Origin of the sequence: Achromobacter sp. UMC46 (assembly GCF_014170335.1) — a bacterium.
Classification (GTDB): Bacteria; Pseudomonadota; Gammaproteobacteria; order Burkholderiales; family Burkholderiaceae_B; genus Achromobacter.
Genome location: NZ_LZZS01000005.1, coordinates 669,071 through 685,341 on the forward strand (window position 1 = coordinate 669,071; position 16,271 = coordinate 685,341).

The 16,271-nt window shown below is 66.4% G+C and carries 13 protein-coding genes; 10 read left to right on the plus strand and 3 right to left on the minus strand.

The window, feature by feature from the left end:
* Positions 1–172 precede the first annotated feature (172 nt).
* Both A9973_RS10740 and A9973_RS10745 read right to left on the minus strand, forming a co-directional pair.
* Positions 173–1,144 (minus strand): thymidylate synthase, encoded by a 972-nt coding sequence (locus A9973_RS10740; protein ID WP_183013734.1) that lies wholly within the window; start codon positions 1,142–1,144, stop codon positions 173–175.
* Positions 1,145–1,263: 119 nt separating this feature from the next.
* Entirely contained in the window at positions 1,264–1,707 is a 444-nt protein-coding gene (locus A9973_RS10745; protein ID WP_183013735.1) for an OsmC family protein, read from the minus strand.
* Positions 1,708–1,830: 123 nt separating this feature from the next.
* Between A9973_RS10745 and coq7 the strand changes: the two genes are divergently transcribed.
* The 10 genes from coq7 to A9973_RS10795 all read left to right on the plus strand — a co-directional run bounded on the left by coq7 (position 1,831) and on the right by A9973_RS10795 (position 14,674).
* A complete protein-coding gene (gene coq7 / locus A9973_RS10750; RefSeq protein ID WP_183013736.1) occupies positions 1,831–2,508 on the plus strand; it encodes a 2-polyprenyl-3-methyl-6-methoxy-1,4-benzoquinone monooxygenase in 678 nt (225 codons plus the stop codon).
* A 779-nt stretch (positions 2,509–3,287) separates the two neighbouring features.
* Positions 3,288–4,394 (plus strand): glycosyltransferase, encoded by a 1,107-nt coding sequence (locus tag A9973_RS10755; RefSeq protein ID WP_183013737.1) that lies wholly within the window; start codon positions 3,288–3,290, stop codon positions 4,392–4,394.
* A 95-nt stretch (positions 4,395–4,489) separates the two neighbouring features.
* Positions 4,490–5,767 (plus strand): Vi polysaccharide biosynthesis UDP-N-acetylglucosamine C-6 dehydrogenase TviB, encoded by a 1,278-nt coding sequence (gene tviB, locus A9973_RS10760; RefSeq protein ID WP_183013738.1) that lies wholly within the window; start codon positions 4,490–4,492, stop codon positions 5,765–5,767.
* Positions 5,768–5,777: 10 nt separating this feature from the next.
* Entirely contained in the window at positions 5,778–6,803 is a 1,026-nt protein-coding gene (locus A9973_RS10765; protein WP_183013739.1) for an SDR family oxidoreductase, read from the plus strand.
* A 1-nt stretch (position 6,804) separates the two neighbouring features.
* Entirely contained in the window at positions 6,805–8,154 is a 1,350-nt protein-coding gene (gene murJ / locus A9973_RS10770) for a murein biosynthesis integral membrane protein MurJ (protein ID WP_183013740.1), read from the plus strand.
* Positions 8,155–9,297, plus strand: a complete 1,143-nt coding sequence (locus A9973_RS10775; protein ID WP_183013741.1) for a glycosyltransferase family 4 protein — start codon at positions 8,155–8,157, stop codon at positions 9,295–9,297.
* A gap of 45 nt (positions 9,298–9,342) precedes the next feature.
* On the plus strand, positions 9,343–11,274 hold the full coding sequence (asnB, locus tag A9973_RS10780) for an asparagine synthase (glutamine-hydrolyzing) (RefSeq protein ID WP_183013742.1): 1,932 nt from the start codon (positions 9,343–9,345) through the stop codon (positions 11,272–11,274).
* Positions 11,275–11,277: 3 nt separating this feature from the next.
* Positions 11,278–12,393 carry a glycosyltransferase family 4 protein gene (locus tag A9973_RS10785; protein WP_183013743.1) on the plus strand — a complete coding sequence of 372 codons (1,116 nt, stop codon included), beginning with the start codon at positions 11,278–11,280 and terminating at the stop codon, positions 12,391–12,393.
* Positions 12,390–13,544: a glycosyltransferase gene (locus tag A9973_RS10790; protein ID WP_183013744.1), complete on the plus strand. Its 1,155-nt coding sequence runs from the start codon at positions 12,390–12,392 to the stop codon at positions 13,542–13,544. The genes A9973_RS10785 and A9973_RS10790 overlap by 4 nt, the downstream gene beginning before the upstream one ends.
* On the plus strand, positions 13,541–14,674 hold the full coding sequence (locus A9973_RS10795) for a glycosyltransferase family 4 protein (RefSeq protein WP_183013745.1): 1,134 nt from the start codon (positions 13,541–13,543) through the stop codon (positions 14,672–14,674). The genes A9973_RS10790 and A9973_RS10795 overlap by 4 nt, the downstream gene beginning before the upstream one ends.
* A 38-nt stretch (positions 14,675–14,712) precedes the next feature.
* On the opposite strand, the gene pgi is transcribed toward A9973_RS10795, so the two are convergent.
* Complete coding sequence (gene pgi, locus A9973_RS10800; RefSeq protein WP_183013746.1) at positions 14,713–16,266, minus strand: glucose-6-phosphate isomerase; 1,554 nt, start codon at positions 16,264–16,266, stop codon at positions 14,713–14,715.
* Positions 16,267–16,271 lie beyond the last annotated feature (5 nt).

Sequence of the window (16,271 nt, forward strand, 5' to 3'; positions counted from 1 at the left end):
TTCTGGACGCGCGTCCGAGGCTAAGGGATGGGTTATACCGAAATCGCGCTTCCAGATGCTCACCAATCTTCACTTGTGCCGGCAGGCGCGGCATATCCGCCTGCGAGCAAGGGCCTGCGGCGGCCGGCCCCGCGCATCCAGGGCGGCCCGAGTCGGCACGCCGGGCGCGATCTTACACGGCCATGGGCGCGGTGAGCGGAGCGTGATGGGTGTAGCCGGACAGCGAGAAATCGCCCGGTTCCACTTTTTCCAGCCATTCGGGTTCGTAGCGGCCCGTCACGGCGAAATCGGGGATGCGGTCGGACAGCACCAGCTTGGGCGATTCGTAGGGCTCGCGGGCCAGCTGTTCGCGCAGCATCGGCAGGTGGTTTTCGTAGATGTGCGCGTCGCCGATGAAATACGTAAACCAGCGCGGGGTGTAGCCGGTCAGGCGGCCCACCAGATGCAGCAGCGCGGCGCCTTCCGTCAGATTGAACGGCGTGCCCAGGCCGACATCATTGGAACGGATGTACAGGCACAGCGAGATTTCGCGGGTGGTCGCGTTGGGCAGGAACTGGTAGAGCAGATGGCAGGGCGGCAGCGCCATTTCTTCGATCTGGGCCCAGTTCCAGCCGTGGAACAGGATGCGGCGGTCACCCGGGCGCTCGTGGATGGTGTCCAGGCATTGGCGCAACTGGTCCACCGCCTTGTACAGCAGCACCTTCGGGACGCCGCCTTCTTCCAGGTCGGCCACCTTGGCATAACCGCGCGACAGCGCGTCTTCGATCTGTGCCGGGCGGCCTGCGTCCAGCACTTTGTAGGCCGGCCACTGGCGCCACTGCACGCCGTAGACGGGGCCCAGGTCGTCCGGGCCTTCGCGATACGGGTTGGCCAGCCACTGGCTGTTTTCGTTGGCGTTCTGGTCCCAGACCTTGCAGCCCAGCTCGCGAAATTCGGCGGCGCTGCGCGAGGCGCGCATGAAACCCACCATTTCGCCGATGGCGGACTTGAACGCCAGCTTCTTGGTGGTGACGGCGGGGAAGCCCTTTTGCAGATCGAACCGCAAGGACGCGCCGGGCATGCTCAGCGTGCGTATGCCCGTCCGGTTTTCCTGCCACGCGCCGGTGTCCAGAATGGATTGAACGAGGTCCAGGTATTGTTTCATGGCGGTCCTTGTGTTCGCCCGCCCCGCGGGTGACGCAAATTGGCCGTCGCGTGCGACGCGGCGGCGCTTATCAAGATAGGAAGGAAGGGATAGGGCGAATTACACCACGCGGGGGCGCCTCAGGCGGCGGCCGGCGTTTCCTGCGTGTCGACGATGTCGACCGAAAATGTCAGTGCCGCCGTCTTCTCCAGCATGGCCGAGGCCGAGCAGTACTTTTCGTGCGACAGCTGCACGGCGCGCTCGACCGCGGCTTGCGGCAAGTTGCGGCCCGTGACCGTGAAGGCGAAATGGATGCGGGTGAAAACCTTGGGGTCGGCGTCCGCGCGATCGGCATGGAGCTTGACGCTGCAACCGGTGACCGCATGGCGGCCGCGCTTGAGGATCAGGACCACGTCGTACGCCGTGCAGCCGCCGGTGCCGGCCAGCAGCATTTCCATGGGTCGGGGCGCCAGGTTGTGGCCGCCGCCGTCCACGGCGCCGTCCATCACGGCTACGTGGCCGCTGCCGGTGCTGGCGGTAAAGAGCATGCCGTTGGGGCCGCCCCAGTCGATCGTGCATTCCATGTCGTGTGTCCTTGAGCGTTGAGCGCAGTCAATGGTTGATGATACCTGTTGCGTACAATTCCAGGCATGAGAGCCCCGCCCCGCATCAGGGGCGTGTGCGCCTGTTTTGCCAAGGAGTTGTCCATGTCCACCGCCCTGTCACAATCCGGCCCCCTTTCCTTCCTGCGCCGGACCAGTCCCCTGGATGCCTTGCTGGCCGAAGCGGACCGAGCGCTGCGGGTGCTGTCCAACAGCGCGACCGCCGGCCGGCCCTACCCGGCCAAGGCCGACGAGGCGCCCACCGCCCTGTCCGCCGAAGACAAGCGGCGCGCGGCGGGCCTGATGCGCGTGAACCATGTGGGCGAAGTCTGCGCGCAGGCGCTGTACCGCGGGCAGGCGTCTGTCTGCCGTGAGCCCGGCCCGCGCGCGTTGCTGTTGAACGCGGCCTCCGAGGAAGTCGACCACCTGGTCTGGTGCAACGAGCGCCTGACCGAACTGGGCAGCCGGCCCAGCCTGCTCAACCCGGTCTGGTACGCCGGATCGTTCGCATTGGGCGTGCTGGCCAGTTATGCGGGCGTGCCGCGCAATCTGGGTTTCATGGCCGAGACCGAGCGTCAGGTGGAGGCGCATCTGGAAGAGCATCTACGCACCTTGCCGGTGCAGGACGAACGCTCGCGCGAGATCGTCCGGAAGATGAAGGACGACGAAGCCGAGCATCGCGCCAGCGCCGAGCGGGCAGGGGGCGTGCCCCTGCCTGGCCCCGTAAAGGCCGCGATGCGGGCGATGTCCAAGGTGATGACGACGACGGCGTACTGGATCTGAGAGGGCGGCAGCTGAAATGGTGCAGTGCGCAAATTCAGCTGCATGCCGGTGCATAACGCACCGTTATGGTGCAAAAAGCAGGGTGGGATTACCCGGTATCGTCTAGGGTAAGTCCGCAATGGGTTTACCCGTTCGGCAAAAACCCTTTTTTCGGCAAGGTCGTTGGCTGCTGCGGTTCTCCAGGGTGCTGCGCGAGAATTTGCGGCGAAAACGCAACGCGAAATCGGCCTTTCCCAAGAGAATAAAAAAATTCTTGCAACGCACAAAAAACCTCGGTACTATTCACTCATCGGATGTTGAAACGCAGTCGGCGCGGTGCAAAAACCCCGAACGCGTAGTGAGCAGAAGTCCCGCTCCCAACATGCCACGGTTGTCTCCTCCACCCTCCTCCTTTGGTGGATTTAGCCCGAGATCTTACGATCTCGGGCTTTTTTTTAAGCCGAATTAATGTGTCCCCATTTTCTTGCGGGATTTGCCCGGCCTGGATGATCGGCAGCGTTTCCGCCCTATGGCGGCCTCCGCGTTTTCCCTTGGATATTTCGCGTGCTCCCCAGCGGAAAGCTCTACAATCACCGCATGAAATCCGTCCTTCCGCGTGCCCGCGGTTTTGTTGCAGCAGCCCCTTCCAACCAGCGGTCTGGCGGCGGACGAACGGCCCGGTCCGGGGCGTTACGTTTCGTGCCCGTGAATTGCACTTCCTTATCCCTCCCATATATGGGCGTTACACCTGCCTCCGATAATGGCGGGCCTGTCTCGATAGACCAACCAGAGGTGATTCTGTGACCTGGCTGTATATCTGCGTGGTCGCGTTCATGGTGGGCGGACTCATCGTGTGGTCGGAACGCTGGCATGGCCGCTTTACCGGCGACAGCGATCTGAACAAGCCGCAAGCGAACCATTCCCGCGCGACTCCGCGAGTCGGTGGCCTGGCTGTACTTGCCGGCACCTTGCTGGGCCTGCTGGTGCTGGGCCCCGCCAACATGACGCTGACGTGGCTGTGGCCCGCGCTGTTCGTCGCCGCGCTGCCGGTGTTCGTAGCCGGCTTGCTGGAAGACATCACTAAAGATATCGGCGCCAGCAAGCGTTTGCTGGCGGCATTCCTGTCGGCGGCGATCGCCTGGTGGCTGCTGGGCGGCGTCAGTCGTGTCGGCATGGCGCCGGTGGATTACGTCCTGTCGTTCTGGCCGGTGTCGCTGCTGTTCACCATGTTCGCGGTGGGCGGCTGTACGCATGCGCTGAACATCGTGGACGGCATGAACGGCCTGGCCGGCATGGTCGCCACGCTGATGGCGGTGTCGATCAGCCTGGTGGCGATGCAAGTCGGCGACGTGCCGATCTTCCTGATCTCCGCCGCATTGGCGTCGGCAACCCTGGGCTTCCTGGTGTGGAACTTCCCGTTCGGACGCGTGTTCCTGGGCGATGGCGGCGCGTACTTCCTGGGCTTCATGCTGGCCGAGCTGGCCGTGCTGCTGGTGGTGCGCAATCCGTCGGTGTCGCCGTTCTATGCGCTGGCCGTGCTGTTCTACCCCGTCTTCGAAACCGGCTTTTCGATCTGGCGCCGGCGCTTCAAGCGCGGTGTGCCGGTTGACCAACCGGATGCCCTGCACCTGCACCAGCTGGTGTTCCGCCGGCTGGTCCGCGTGACGTTCAGCCGCGGCCGCCGTCATGCCGTGCCCGCGCTGTGCAATGCGATGGCGTCGCCCTACATGTGGGTGCTGGCGCTGATCGGCCTGGTGCCGGCCACGATCTGGTGGGACAACGCGTGGGCGCTCAGCGCCAGCCTCGTGGTGTTCGCCAGCGTCTATATCTGGCTGTATGCGCGGCTGGTGTCCTGGCGCCGCCCGGGATGGTTGCTGCTGCCGTCCGTTTTGAAGACCACGGATTAGTGTTGAGTGCCCCGGCGATTGCCGCCGGGGGCTCGGTTATCTATCACCCGACCATATTTAAAATGCCGTAATCGTTCTACGGTGAAGGGAGAGTTATGTTGCGAATTCAGGATGTGAAACTCGCTGTCGTCGGCCTGGGCTACGTCGGTCTGCCGCTGGCGGTGGAGTTCGGCAAGAAGCGTTCGGTCATCGGGTTCGATATCAATACGCGCCGCATCGACGCATTGAAGGCCGGCCACGACCACACGCTGGAAGTCAGCGACGAAGAGCTGGCTGAAGCCGCTCAGTTGACTTATACCGCCGACCGTGCCGAACTGGGCCAGGCCAACGTGTTCATCGTGACCGTGCCCACGCCCATCGACGAGTACAAGCAACCTGACCTGACTCCGCTGGTCAAAGCCAGCGAAACGATCGGCGCCGTGCTCAAGCGCGGCGACATCGTCATCTACGAATCCACCGTCTACCCGGGCGCTACCGAAGAAGACTGCGTGCCCGTGCTGGAACGCGTGTCGGGCCTGAAGTACAACGTGGACTTCTATGCCGGCTATAGCCCCGAGCGCATCAATCCGGGCGATAAGGACCACCGCGTCAGCACGATCAAGAAGGTGACCTCGGGCTCGACGCCCGAAGTCGCCGAGCTGGTCGACCAGTTGTACAAGCAGATCATCACCGCCGGCACGCACAAGGCGTCCAGCATCCGCGTGGCCGAAGCCGCGAAGGTGATCGAGAACACGCAGCGCGACGTGAACATCGCGCTGATCAACGAGTTGGCGCTGATCTTCAACAAGATGGGCATCGACACCGAAGCCGTGCTGCAAGCCGCCGGCACCAAGTGGAACTTCCTGCCGTTCCGTCCGGGCCTGGTCGGCGGCCATTGCATCGGCGTGGACCCGTACTACCTCACGCACAAGGCGCAATCGATCGGCTATCACCCCGAGATCATCCTGGCGGGCCGCCGCCTGAACGACTCGATGGGCGGCTATGTGGTGTCGCAGCTGGTCAAGGCGATGACCAAGCAGCGCATCCATGTGCAGGGCGCGCGCGTCCTGGTCATGGGCCTGGCCTTCAAGGAAAACTGCCCCGACCTGCGCAATACGCGCATCGTGGACATCGTGCGCGAACTGGGCGACTACAACGTCGACGTCGACGTCTATGACCCGTGGGTCGACCCCGAAGAGGCCGTGCACGAATATGGCCTGACGCCGGTCGCCAAGCTGGAAGAGGGCAAGTACGACGCCGTGATCCTGGCGGTGGCGCACAACCAGTTCAAGGCTTTGGGTGCCGAAGGCATCCGCAAGCTGGGCAAGGCTCAACACATTCTGTACGACCTGAAATACGTGCTGTCGGCCGACGAATCCGATCTGCGCCTGTAAGGATTTTGATATGACGACACGCTTTGACACCATCAAGCAGGAGCTGGCGGCAGCGCCGCGCAAGTGGCTCGTGACCGGATGCGCCGGCTTCATCGGGTCGAACCTGCTGGAAACCCTGCTGAAACTGGACCAGACCGTCACCGGCCTGGACAACTTCGCCACCGGCCACCAGCGCAACCTGGATGAAGTGCGCACGTCGGTCTCGGCCGAGCAATGGGCGCGCTTTACCTTCGTGCAAGGCGATATCCGTGACCTGGACGCCTGCCGCCGCGCAGTCCAGGGCGTGGACTTCGTGCTGCATCAAGCCGCGCTGGGCTCCGTGCCGCGTTCGCTGAAGGATCCGATCACCACCAATGAGGTGAATATCGGCGGTTTCCTGAATATGCTGGTCGCCGCGCGTGACGCGGAAGTGAAGTCGTTCGTCTACGCGGCGTCCAGCTCCACTTACGGCGACCACCCGGCGCTGCCCAAGGTGGAAGAGAACATCGGCAAGCCGTTGTCGCCCTACGCCGTGACCAAGTTCGTGAACGAGCTGTATGCCGACGTGTTCGCGCGCTCGTACGGGTTCGAGACCGTGGGCCTGCGCTACTTCAATGTGTTCGGCAAGCGCCAGGACCCGGATGGCGCCTACGCCGCGGTGATCCCGAAGTGGACCGCCGCGATGATCAAGGGCGACGACGTCACCATCAACGGCGACGGCGAGACCAGCCGCGACTTCTGCTTCGTGGACAACGCGGTGCAGGCGAACCTGCTGGCCGCGATGGCGCCGCCGGAAGGCCGCAACCAGGTCTACAACGTGGCCGTCAGCGGCCGCAGCACGTTGAACGACCTGTTCGGCTTCCTGGTCAAGGCCCTGGGCAACCAGAACGTGGACTATGGCAAGAAGCCGGTGTATGCCGACTTCCGCGCGGGCGACGTGCGCCATTCGCAGGCCGACGTCGGCAAGGCCGGCCGCCTGCTGGGCTACGCGCCGTCGCATACGGTGCTGCAAGGCCTGGAAGTGGCCATGCCCTGGTACACGCAATTCCTGCGTTGATTTGAAAGCACTCATCCGCAAACTCGGCAACATCCACCCGGACCATCAGCGCATCTTCAAGGGCGCTTTCCGGGTGGCCGTGTTCCTGCTGCTGGGCAAGGCCGCCGGCGCCATCAAAGAGATGGCGGTGGCCTACCGGTACGGCGTCAGCGACGCCGTGGACGCCTATCAGTTCACGATGACCATGGCCACCTGGCTGCCGGTCACGATCGTGGGCGTGCTGTCGGTGGTCTTGATCCCGGTGCTCGTGCGGCTGCGCCGCGCGGAAGACGCCGAACGCGACCAATTCATCAAAGAACTCCAAGGCTGGGTGGCGGCGGCCGGCATTGCGCTGGCCATCGCCACCTGGTTCGCCTGGCCGTATGTGGTGGACCTGCTGGGCAAGGGCTTGCCCGAGCGCGTGCGGGGCATGACGGGCGATCTGCTCGTCGCCTTCGCGCCGGTGTCCGCGCTGCTGCTGATCGCGGGCATCAGCGCGGCGCGCCTGCGCGCGCATGAACGCCACGTCAATACGTTGCTGGACAGCGTGCCCGCCGTGGCCACGCTGGCCTGGGTGATGCTGGCCGTCAGCGCCGATGGCGTGGGGCCGCTGCTGTGGGGCACGCTGGTGGGTTACGCCATCCAGACTGTCTGGCTGGCCTGGCTGGCCGCGCGGGCGGACGGCGGGTTCTGGGGCGCGCCGCGCCTGACGCTGCGTTCGCCGCACTGGCCTGAATTGATGGGCGCCGCCGGCGTGATGCTGATCGGGCAGGTGGCGATGAGCTTCGTCGGCCCGTTGGACCAGTATGCCGCCGCCAACCTGGGCGCCAACGCGAACGCGACGCTGGGCTACGCGAGCCGGCTGCTGTCCCTGCTGCTGGGCATCGGCGCCGTGTCGGTGGGCCGCGCCGCGCTGCCGGTGCTGGCCGACGTGCAGGCCCGGGGCGACACCGGCCGTGCGCGCAGCATGGCGCTCAAATGGTCGGTGCTGATGGTCGGGGCGGGCGCCGTGGCGGTCGCGATCGGCTGGGTGCTGGCGCCGTGGGGCGTGTCCGTACTGTTCCAGCGCGGCGCCTTCACCGCCGAAAACACCGAGGCCGTCGCGCATGTGCTGCGCTGGGGCCTGCTGCAATTGCCTTTCTACTTCGGCGTGCTGATCCTGGTGCAGTTGCTGGCCAGCCAGAACCGCTACCGCATCATGGCCGCCATCGCGGTCGCCAATTTTGCGCTGAAGGCCGTGTTGAACACCGTGCTGGCGCCCAAGATGGGCGCGGCCGGCATCATGTTGGCGACCAGCCTCATGTATGTGCTGTCCTTCGCTTGCTACCTGGTGGTGGCGATGCGCAAGGCCGAACCCAAGGAGGCCGATTGAATGTCCCAAGCCGATTCCGGCCGTGCCTTGCGCGTCCTGCTGTTCATCCATTCGCTGCATGGCGGCGGCGCTGAACGCGTTGCCGCCGACCTGAGCGCCCACTGGGCCGGGATGGGGCGCGAGGTGATGGTGGTGACGCAGGCCGGCATCGAAGGCGATGTCTATGCCCTGCACCCCAAGGTCCGCCGCGAAGTCCTGCATACGGCGGGCGAGGGCGGCGGCTGGCGCGGCATCTGGGGCAACGTGCAGCGCGTGCGCGCGCTGCGCCGGGTGATCAAGGCGTTCCGTCCGGACATTGTGTTGGGCATGATGACGACGGCATCCGTGCTTTCCGTGCTGGCAAGCGCCGGCCTGGGCTGCCGCGTGATCGCCACGGAACACACCCATCCGCCGTCGCAGACCCTGTCGGGCCTGTGGCTGCGCCTGCGCCGGCTGACCTATCCGCGCGCGGCTCGGGTCGTCGCATTGACGCGCGGCACGGCAGCCTGGATCGAGCAGCACGTGCCCGGCTCCCGGCTGGCGGTCATCCCCAACCCGGTGCATTGGCCGTTGCCGCGCGCCGAACCGTTGCTGGCGCCGGTGTCCGGCGACGGGCGCAAACGCCTGCTGGCGGTCGGCCGGCTGCATGCGGACAAGGGCTTCGACCTGCTGATCCAGGCGTTCGCCACCCTGGCGCCGTCGCATCCGGACTGGGATCTGGTTATTCTGGGCGAAGGCGGCGAACGCGCCGCCCTGCAAGCGCAGGTCGGCCAAGCCGGCCTGGCGTCGCGGGTTTCGATGCCCGGACGCGCCGGCAACGTCGGCGATTGGTACGAAAACGCCGATCTGTACGTGCTGACGTCCCGCTTCGAAGGCTTGTCCAACACCTTGCTTGAATCGATGGCCAGCGGCCTGGCCGCCGTGTCGTTCGATTGCGATACCGGTCCGCGCGAGATCGTGCGGGAAGGGATCGACGGCGTGCTGGTCCGGCCCAATGGCGATGTGCCCGCGCTGTGCAAGGCGCTGGCGGACGTCATGGGCGATGACGCCGCGCGGCAGCGCATGGCGCAGGCGGCGACTGACGTGCGCGACCGGTTTTCGGCCACGCGCGTGCTGCAACAATGGCAAGAACTTTTTGACGGCGTGCGCGCAACCGGCCGCTAGGCCTACGCGGCATGCCGTTGCTACGGTGACCACGAGAACTACATCATGTGTGGAATAGTCGGAATTTGGGGCCCCCTCGGGAACAAGGAACGCGTGCTGGCGGAAAGCTGCCGCCGCATCCGCCACCGCGGGCCGGACAGCAACGGTTTCTGGGAAGACGCCGGGGCCGAATTGGCCCTGGCGCACGTTCGCCTGGCGATCCTGGACCTGACCGAAGCGGGCCACCAGCCTATGGCGTCCGCCTGCGGCCGCTATGTGATGGTCTTCAACGGCGAGATCTACAACCACCTGGACATCCGCAAGCAGCTGGAGCAATCCGCGCTGGCGCCTTCGTGGCGCGGCCACTCCGACACCGAAACCCTGCTGGCGGGCTTCACCGCGCTGGGCATCGAGGCGACCTTGCAGGCCGCCGTCGGCATGTTCGCGATCGCGCTGTGGGACCGCGCGTCGCGCAAGCTGGTGCTGGCGCGCGACCGCATGGGCGAAAAACCGCTGTACTACGGCTATTCCGGCGCCGAACTGGTGTTCGCGTCGGAATTGAAGGGTCTGATGCCCATCCCGGGATTCGGCCGCGACCTGAACCGCAATGCGTTGGCGTCGTTCATGCGGCACAACTACATTCCGGCGCCGCAATCCATCTATGAAGGCATTGCCAAGCTGCCGCCGGGCACCTGGGTCGAACTCACGGCCGACGACACCCGCAGCCGCCGCATGCCCGAACCGCGCGTGTACTGGTCGGCGCGAGACGCCGCTGACGCCGCCGCCAAATCGTTGTTGACGTTCGAGTCGGATGCGCAAGCCACCGAAGCGCTGGAAGGCGTGCTGTCCAAGGCGGTCGGCGGCCAGATGCTGGCTGACGTGAGTCTGGGCGCTTTCCTGTCGGGCGGCATCGATTCGTCCACCATCGTGGCCCTGATGCAGGCGCAAAGCGGCAAGCCGGTACGCACCTTCGCGATCGGCTTCCACGAAAAAGGCTATGACGAGGCGCAGCACGCGAAGGCCGTGGCCACGCACCTGGGCACCGACCATACCGAGCTCTACGTGACGGCGGAAGACGCGCTGGCCGTGGTGCCGTCGTTGGCGGACATGTACGACGAGCCGTTTGCCGATTCGTCGCAGATCCCGACCTCGCTTGTCACGAAAATGGCGCGTCAGCACGTTACCGTAGCGCTGTCGGGCGACGGCGGCGACGAGCTCTTCGGCGGCTATTCGCGCTATTTCCGCGTGAACAACTGGTGGCAGCAATGCGAACGCGTTCCCGGACTGCTGCGCAAGCCCGCGGGAGCGCTGCTCTCCGCCTCCACCCATCTGCCCGGGCGCGGCGCCTGGCGCGGCAAGGTCGGCAAGCTGGGCGAACTGCTGCGCACCGACTCGCGCGGCGACTTCTACCGCCACTTCGTGTCGTACTGGGCGGATCCGTCCAAGGTGGTCAAGGGCGGGGTGGAACCGGTCTCGGAATTCGCGCGTGCCATGCAGGGATCGACCTTCGAATCCATGATGAAACTGGACACGGTGACTTACCTGCCCGACGACATCCTGGTGAAGGTCGACCGCGCCGCGATGGCGGTCAGCCTGGAAACGCGCGTGCCGCTGATCGACCACCGCGTCTATGAATTCGCGTGGAGCCTGCCGCACCAATACAAGGTGCGCGGCAACACGGGCAAGTGGCTGTTGCGCCAAGTGCTGCATCGCCATGTGCCGCAAGCCCTGGTAGACCGCCCCAAGCGCGGCTTCGCCGTGCCGCTGGCCGCCTGGCTGCGCGGCCCCTTGCGGGACTGGGCGGAAGCATTGCTGGACCCCGTGCGCCTGCGTCAGGAAGGCTGGTTCGAACCGGAACCCATCCTGCGCAAGTGGCGGGAACATACGTCGGGCCATCGCAATTGGGACAGCCATCTGTGGGGCGTCCTGATGATGCAGGCCTGGTTGGACCGTTATCGCGCCGGACCGGATCAAGGGGGATCTATTGGGAGTCTCTGACGAATGAGAATATTGATGCTGGTCAGTTCCATGCATGCGGGCGGCGCCGAACGGGTCGCGGCCACGCTCGTCAACGCATGGGCCGAACGCGGGGAATCCGTTACCTTGACGCCCACCTACTCGTCCAAGGGCACCTGCTTTTATCCGCTGTCGGACAAGGTCGAATTGGCCTGGCTGGCGGATTTGGCGGGCACGCGGGTCTCGGGCCCGATGGCCGCGTTCAAGCGCCTCCTGGCGTTGCGCAAGCACATCCGCGACACCAAGCCCGATGTGGTGGTGTCGTTCCTGACCAACGTCAATGTGGCCGCCATCCTCGCGACGCGCGGCCTGGGCGTGCCGCTCATCGTCTGCGAGCGCACCAATCCGGTCGCCGAGACCACCACGGGAACCGTGTGGCGCAAGCTGCGCCGCCTGCTCTATCCGCGCGCCGACATGGTGACGGTGCAGGCGGAAGACACCGCCGGCCCGTTCTCGCGCCAGGTGCCTGGTATCAAGCGCCTGGCCGTCATTCCCAATCCCTTGCCCGCCCCGTTGCTGGACGCGCCGCGCGTGGCGCAGCGCATCGAGGACGGGCCGCGCGACCTGCTGGCGATGGGCCGGCTGGTGACAGACAAGCAATTCGATCTGCTGATCGATGTCTTCGCGCAGTTGGCGCCGTCGAATCCGGACTGGAACCTGCGCATCTGGGGCGAAGGCCCCGAGCGTGCCGCGCTTGAGGCGCAAGTCGCCCGCCTGGGCCTGCAATCGCGAATCAGCCTGCCCGGCCGCACGGAAGCGCCTTGGGAAGAGCTGGCGAAAGGTCAGGCCTTTGTGCTGAGCTCGCTGGTCGAGGGCTTTCCCAATGTTCTGCTGGAGGCCATGTCGCTGGGCCTGCCTTGCGTGGCGTTCGATTGCCCCAGCGGCCCGCGCGAGATGACGCGCGACGGCCAGGATGCGCTGCTGGTGCCGGCCGGCGACCGCGGCGCCCTGCGCGACGCGTTGCAGCGCGTGATGGGCGATCTGAACCTGCGTCGGCAACTGGGCGAACGCGGCGCGGCGGCGGTGCGCCATCGCTATGCGCTGGCCAGTGTGTTGTCGGAATGGGACGAACTGTTCGAAGCGGTGCGGGAGGGGCAATGAGCACCCCGGCACTGCGCATTCTGCACGTCATCACCGGCCTGGGGCAGGGCGGCGCGGAATCGGTGCTGCTTCGCCTGGCGACGTATCCCGAACCCGCGGAGCACATCGTCGTGTCGCTGACCGACGAGGGCATCTATGGCGAGCGCCTGCGCGCCGCCGGTGTGACCGTGCACGCGCTGGGCATGAAGCGCGGCCGCGTCAGCCTGGGGGGCTTCCTAGCCTTGCGCCGGTTGATCGCAAGCAGCCGCCCCGATGCCGTGCAGACCTGGATGTACCACGCCGACCTGATCGGCGGCCTGGCGGCCCGTCTCGCGGGCGTGCGCGCCATCGCCTGGGGCATTCGCAATTCGGGCGCCCACCTGGAACGCAGTAGCCGTTCGGCCCGGCTGGTGTTGCGCGCGTGCGCCCTGTTGTCGGGCAGCGTGCCCCGCGCGATCGTCTGCGCCGCGCAGAACGCCGCCGAACGCCACGCCGAAAAGGGTTACCGGCGCGACCGCATGGTGGTGATCTCGAACGGCTATGACTTGTCCCGCTATGCGCCCGACGCCCAGGCCCGAGCGCGTGTTCGGGCGCAATGGGGGCTGTCGGAGGATGCACCCGTGATCGGTTGCGTGGCCCGTTGGGACCCGCTCAAGGATCACGCCAATTTGCTGCGCGCCGTGGCCGCGCTGGTGCGCGACGGCCGCGACGGGGGCTTGCGCTGCGTGCTGGTCGGGCGCGGCATGACGCCTGACAACGCCGAACTGGCCGCTTTGATCGATAAACTGGATCTGCGCGAACGCCTGATCCTGGCGGGACCCAGCGACGACGTGCCCGCGGTGATGAACGGGCTGGACCTGCATGTGCTGTCCAGCTGCGCGGAAGGCTTTCCCAACGTGGTGGCCGAGGCGATGGCCTGCGGCGTCTACTGCGTGGTGACCGACGTTGGCGACGCCGCCTATATCGTCGGCGACACCGGCATCGTGGTGCCGCCCGAACAGGCCGAGGCGCTGGCGCGCGGCATCGAGACGGCCTTGTGCGACGTGGCGGCGCGCGGCAGCGGGCGGGCCGGCGAAGCCGGACGCGCCCGCGTGCTGGAAAATTTCGACCTTGCCCGGATGGTGCAACGTTACCTCGCCGTATGGCGCCGCATTTCTGGAGTCCAGGCATGAGCGCCGGCCGCCGCTTGATGTTCGTCGTCAATAACCCGGCATTTTTCATGTCGCACCGCGTGCCGGTGGCGCAGGCCGCGCAGCGCGCGGGGTACGACGTGCATGTGGCCACGATGGACGGCCCCGCCGTGGCCGACATTCAGGCGCTGGGCATGACGCACCACGCCATCCCGATGACGCGCAGCGGCAAGCATCCCCTGCAGGAGCTGGGCACGCTGCTGGCCCTGGTCCGCCTGTTCCGGCGCGTGCGTCCGGACGTGGTGCACCTGGTCACCATCAAGCCCGTGCTCTACGGCGGCATCGCCGCACGCCTGGCTCGCGTACCGGGCATGGTGGCCGCGATTTCCGGCCTGGGCTTCGTGTTCCTGTCCAATTCGCTGAAGATGCGGCTGGTGCGCGCCGTCGTGGCCAGGCTGTACCGGATCGCATTGGGGCACCCCAACAGCCGGGTGATCTTCCAGAACGCCAATGACCGCGACTTGTTGAAGTCGCTGGGCGCGGTGCGCGACGCGCAGGTCGTCATGATCCGCGGCGCGGGCGTCGATCTGGACGCCTATCGCGCACTGCCCGAGCCGACTTCGCCGCCGGTCGTGGTCACGATGGTGGCCCGCCTGTTGCGCGACAAGGGCGTGCAGGAGTTCGTGCAGGCCGCGGGCATCCTGCGCCAGCGCGGCGTGCCGGTGACGATGCAATTGGTGGGCGGCGTGGACGCAGGCAACCCCGCGTCGGCCACGCAGGCCGAGGTGGACGCCTGGCAACGCGACGGGGCGGTCCAGGCGCTGGGCGAACGTTCGGATGTGCCGGCGTTGTACGCGGCCTCCCACATCGCCGTGCTGCCGTCGTATCGGGAAGGCCTGCCCAAATCGCTGATCGAAGCCGCCGCATGCGCGCGCGCCGTCGTGACGACCGACGTGCCCGGCTGCCGGGATGCGATCGAGCCTGGCGAAACGGGATTGCTGGTGCCGGTGCGGGACGCGCCGGCCCTGGCCGACGCGATCGCCCGCCTGGTCGAAGACGCCGCATTGCGGCAGGCGATGGGCGCCGCGGGCCGGGCGCTGGCTGAACGCGAATTCGATATCGAGCAGGTCGCCCGCACCCACGTGGCGCTTTACGATACGCTCAGCGCCTGACGGCGCGGGGGCGTGCCGTCAGGGTTCGTTGTGATGCCTTAGTGGCGGCGCGAGATCGCGTCGATCCAGAAGCGCGTGGACGGATCCTGCTGGCTGGTCTGCGGCGAGTCCAGCTCGCGCATGATGTTCTTGGCCAGTACCTTGCCGAACTCCACGCCCCATTGGTCGAACGGGTTGATGCCCCAGATCACGCCCTGTACGAACACCTTGTGCTCGTACAGCGCCAGCAGCGCGCCCAGCGTGTAGGCTTCCAGGCGAGGCAGCACGATCAGCGATGACGGCCGACCGCCCGGGTGGACGCGGTGTTGCGCCAATAGGCGTGCGCGGGCCGGGTCACGTTCGGTGGCTGAGGTTTCCACCAGGGCCTCGTCGAAGGTTTTGCCGCGCAGCAACGCCGAGCGCTGCGCCAGGCAATTGGCGATCAGCAGTTCATGGTGGCGGGCATAGTCGTGGTCGGGCTGTTCGCACAGGATGAAGTCCACGGGCGCGCCCATGGTGTCCTGATGCAGCCATTGGAAGAACGTATGCTGGCAGTCGGTGCCCGACATGCCCCAGATCGCGGCCCCGGTCGGCACGCCCGCCGGGCTGCCGTCGGCGGTGGCGACTTTGCCCAGCGACTCCATTTCCAGCTGCTGCGCCCACGGCACGATGTGATACAGGCGCGAGTCGTAAGGCGCGATCACCAGCGAGTCATAGCCCAGCACGCTGCGGTTGACGACACCCGCCAGCGCCAACTGCACCGGCGCGTTCTCTTCGATCGGCGCGGTGCGGAAGTGTTCGTCCATGGCGGCAGCGCCAGCCAGCAGCTGGTCGAACGCATCGTTGCCCAACGCGAGTGCGATCGGCAGGCCGATCGCGGACCATAGCGAGTAGCGGCCGCCCACCCAATCCCAGATCTGGAAGATGTGGTCAGGCAATATCCCCAGGTTCAGCGCGGCTTCGACGTTGGAGGTGATCGCCACGACCTGTTTGATGGGATCGGCCACGCCGGCTTCGCGTAGCCAGTTCATCGCCACTTCAGCGTTGGCCAGCGGCTCGGTCGTCGTGAAGGATTTCGACGCGACGATGACCAGCGTGTCATGCGGGTCCAGCCGGCTCATGGCGTCGGCGACCGAGTGCGAGTCCACGTTGGACGCGAAGCGTACTTCCCGCTTCGCGCCGCCATGGCGCAGGGCGCGCGTTACCATGCGGGGGCCCCAATCGCTGCCGCCGATGCCCAGGTGCAGTACGTAGCCGTAGCGGTCCGCTGCGTCGGCCTCGCGCACGAATTCGCGCAGGCGTTCGCGTTCGGCCAGCACGGCGCCGGCGACCGCCGCCGGCGGTTGCGGGGCGCGCAGGGCGGTGTGCCAGGCGGCGCGCCCTTCGGTCCAGTTGGCGTTGCCGCCATCGAACAGCGTGGCGCGCGCGCCGTCAAAACCTTGCTGCGCCAGCAACGCCGCCGACGCGTCCTGCAAGGCGGGGGAGTGGGCTTGCGCGCTCAGGTCCAGGCGCAGCCCCGGAGCGTTGATCAACCGCAATTGCTCGCCGCGTCGCGACGCGGTGTTCGCTGCCGCAGTGAATTGTTGCCAGGCCGGGCTGTTGGGAAGTGACATGGGCG

Excerpts from the sequence above, each read along its gene's own strand:
- A9973_RS10775 (WP_183013741.1), top strand. The coding sequence starts at position 8,155 with ATGTCCCAAGCCGATTCCGGCCGTGCCTTGCGCGTCCTGCTGTTCATC.
- A9973_RS10785 (WP_183013743.1), top strand. The coding sequence starts at position 11,278 with ATGAGAATATTGATGCTGGTCAGTTCCATGCATGCGGGCGGCGCCGAA.
- tviB (WP_183013738.1), top strand. The coding sequence starts at position 4,490 with ATGTTGCGAATTCAGGATGTGAAACTCGCTGTCGTCGGCCTGGGCTAC.
- asnB (WP_183013742.1), top strand. The coding sequence starts at position 9,343 with ATGTGTGGAATAGTCGGAATTTGGGGCCCCCTCGGGAACAAGGAACGC.
- A9973_RS10790 (WP_183013744.1), top strand. The coding sequence starts at position 12,390 with ATGAGCACCCCGGCACTGCGCATTCTGCACGTCATCACCGGCCTGGGG.
- coq7 (WP_183013736.1), top strand. The coding sequence starts at position 1,831 with ATGTCCACCGCCCTGTCACAATCCGGCCCCCTTTCCTTCCTGCGCCGG.
- A9973_RS10745 (WP_183013735.1), bottom strand. The coding sequence starts at position 1,707 with ATGGAATGCACGATCGACTGGGGCGGCCCCAACGGCATGCTCTTTACC.
- A9973_RS10765 (WP_183013739.1), top strand. The coding sequence starts at position 5,778 with ATGACGACACGCTTTGACACCATCAAGCAGGAGCTGGCGGCAGCGCCG.
- pgi (WP_183013746.1), bottom strand. The coding sequence starts at position 16,266 with ATGTCACTTCCCAACAGCCCGGCCTGGCAACAATTCACTGCGGCAGCG.
- A9973_RS10740 (WP_183013734.1), bottom strand. The coding sequence starts at position 1,144 with ATGAAACAATACCTGGACCTCGTTCAATCCATTCTGGACACCGGCGCG.
- A9973_RS10795 (WP_183013745.1), top strand. The coding sequence starts at position 13,541 with ATGAGCGCCGGCCGCCGCTTGATGTTCGTCGTCAATAACCCGGCATTT.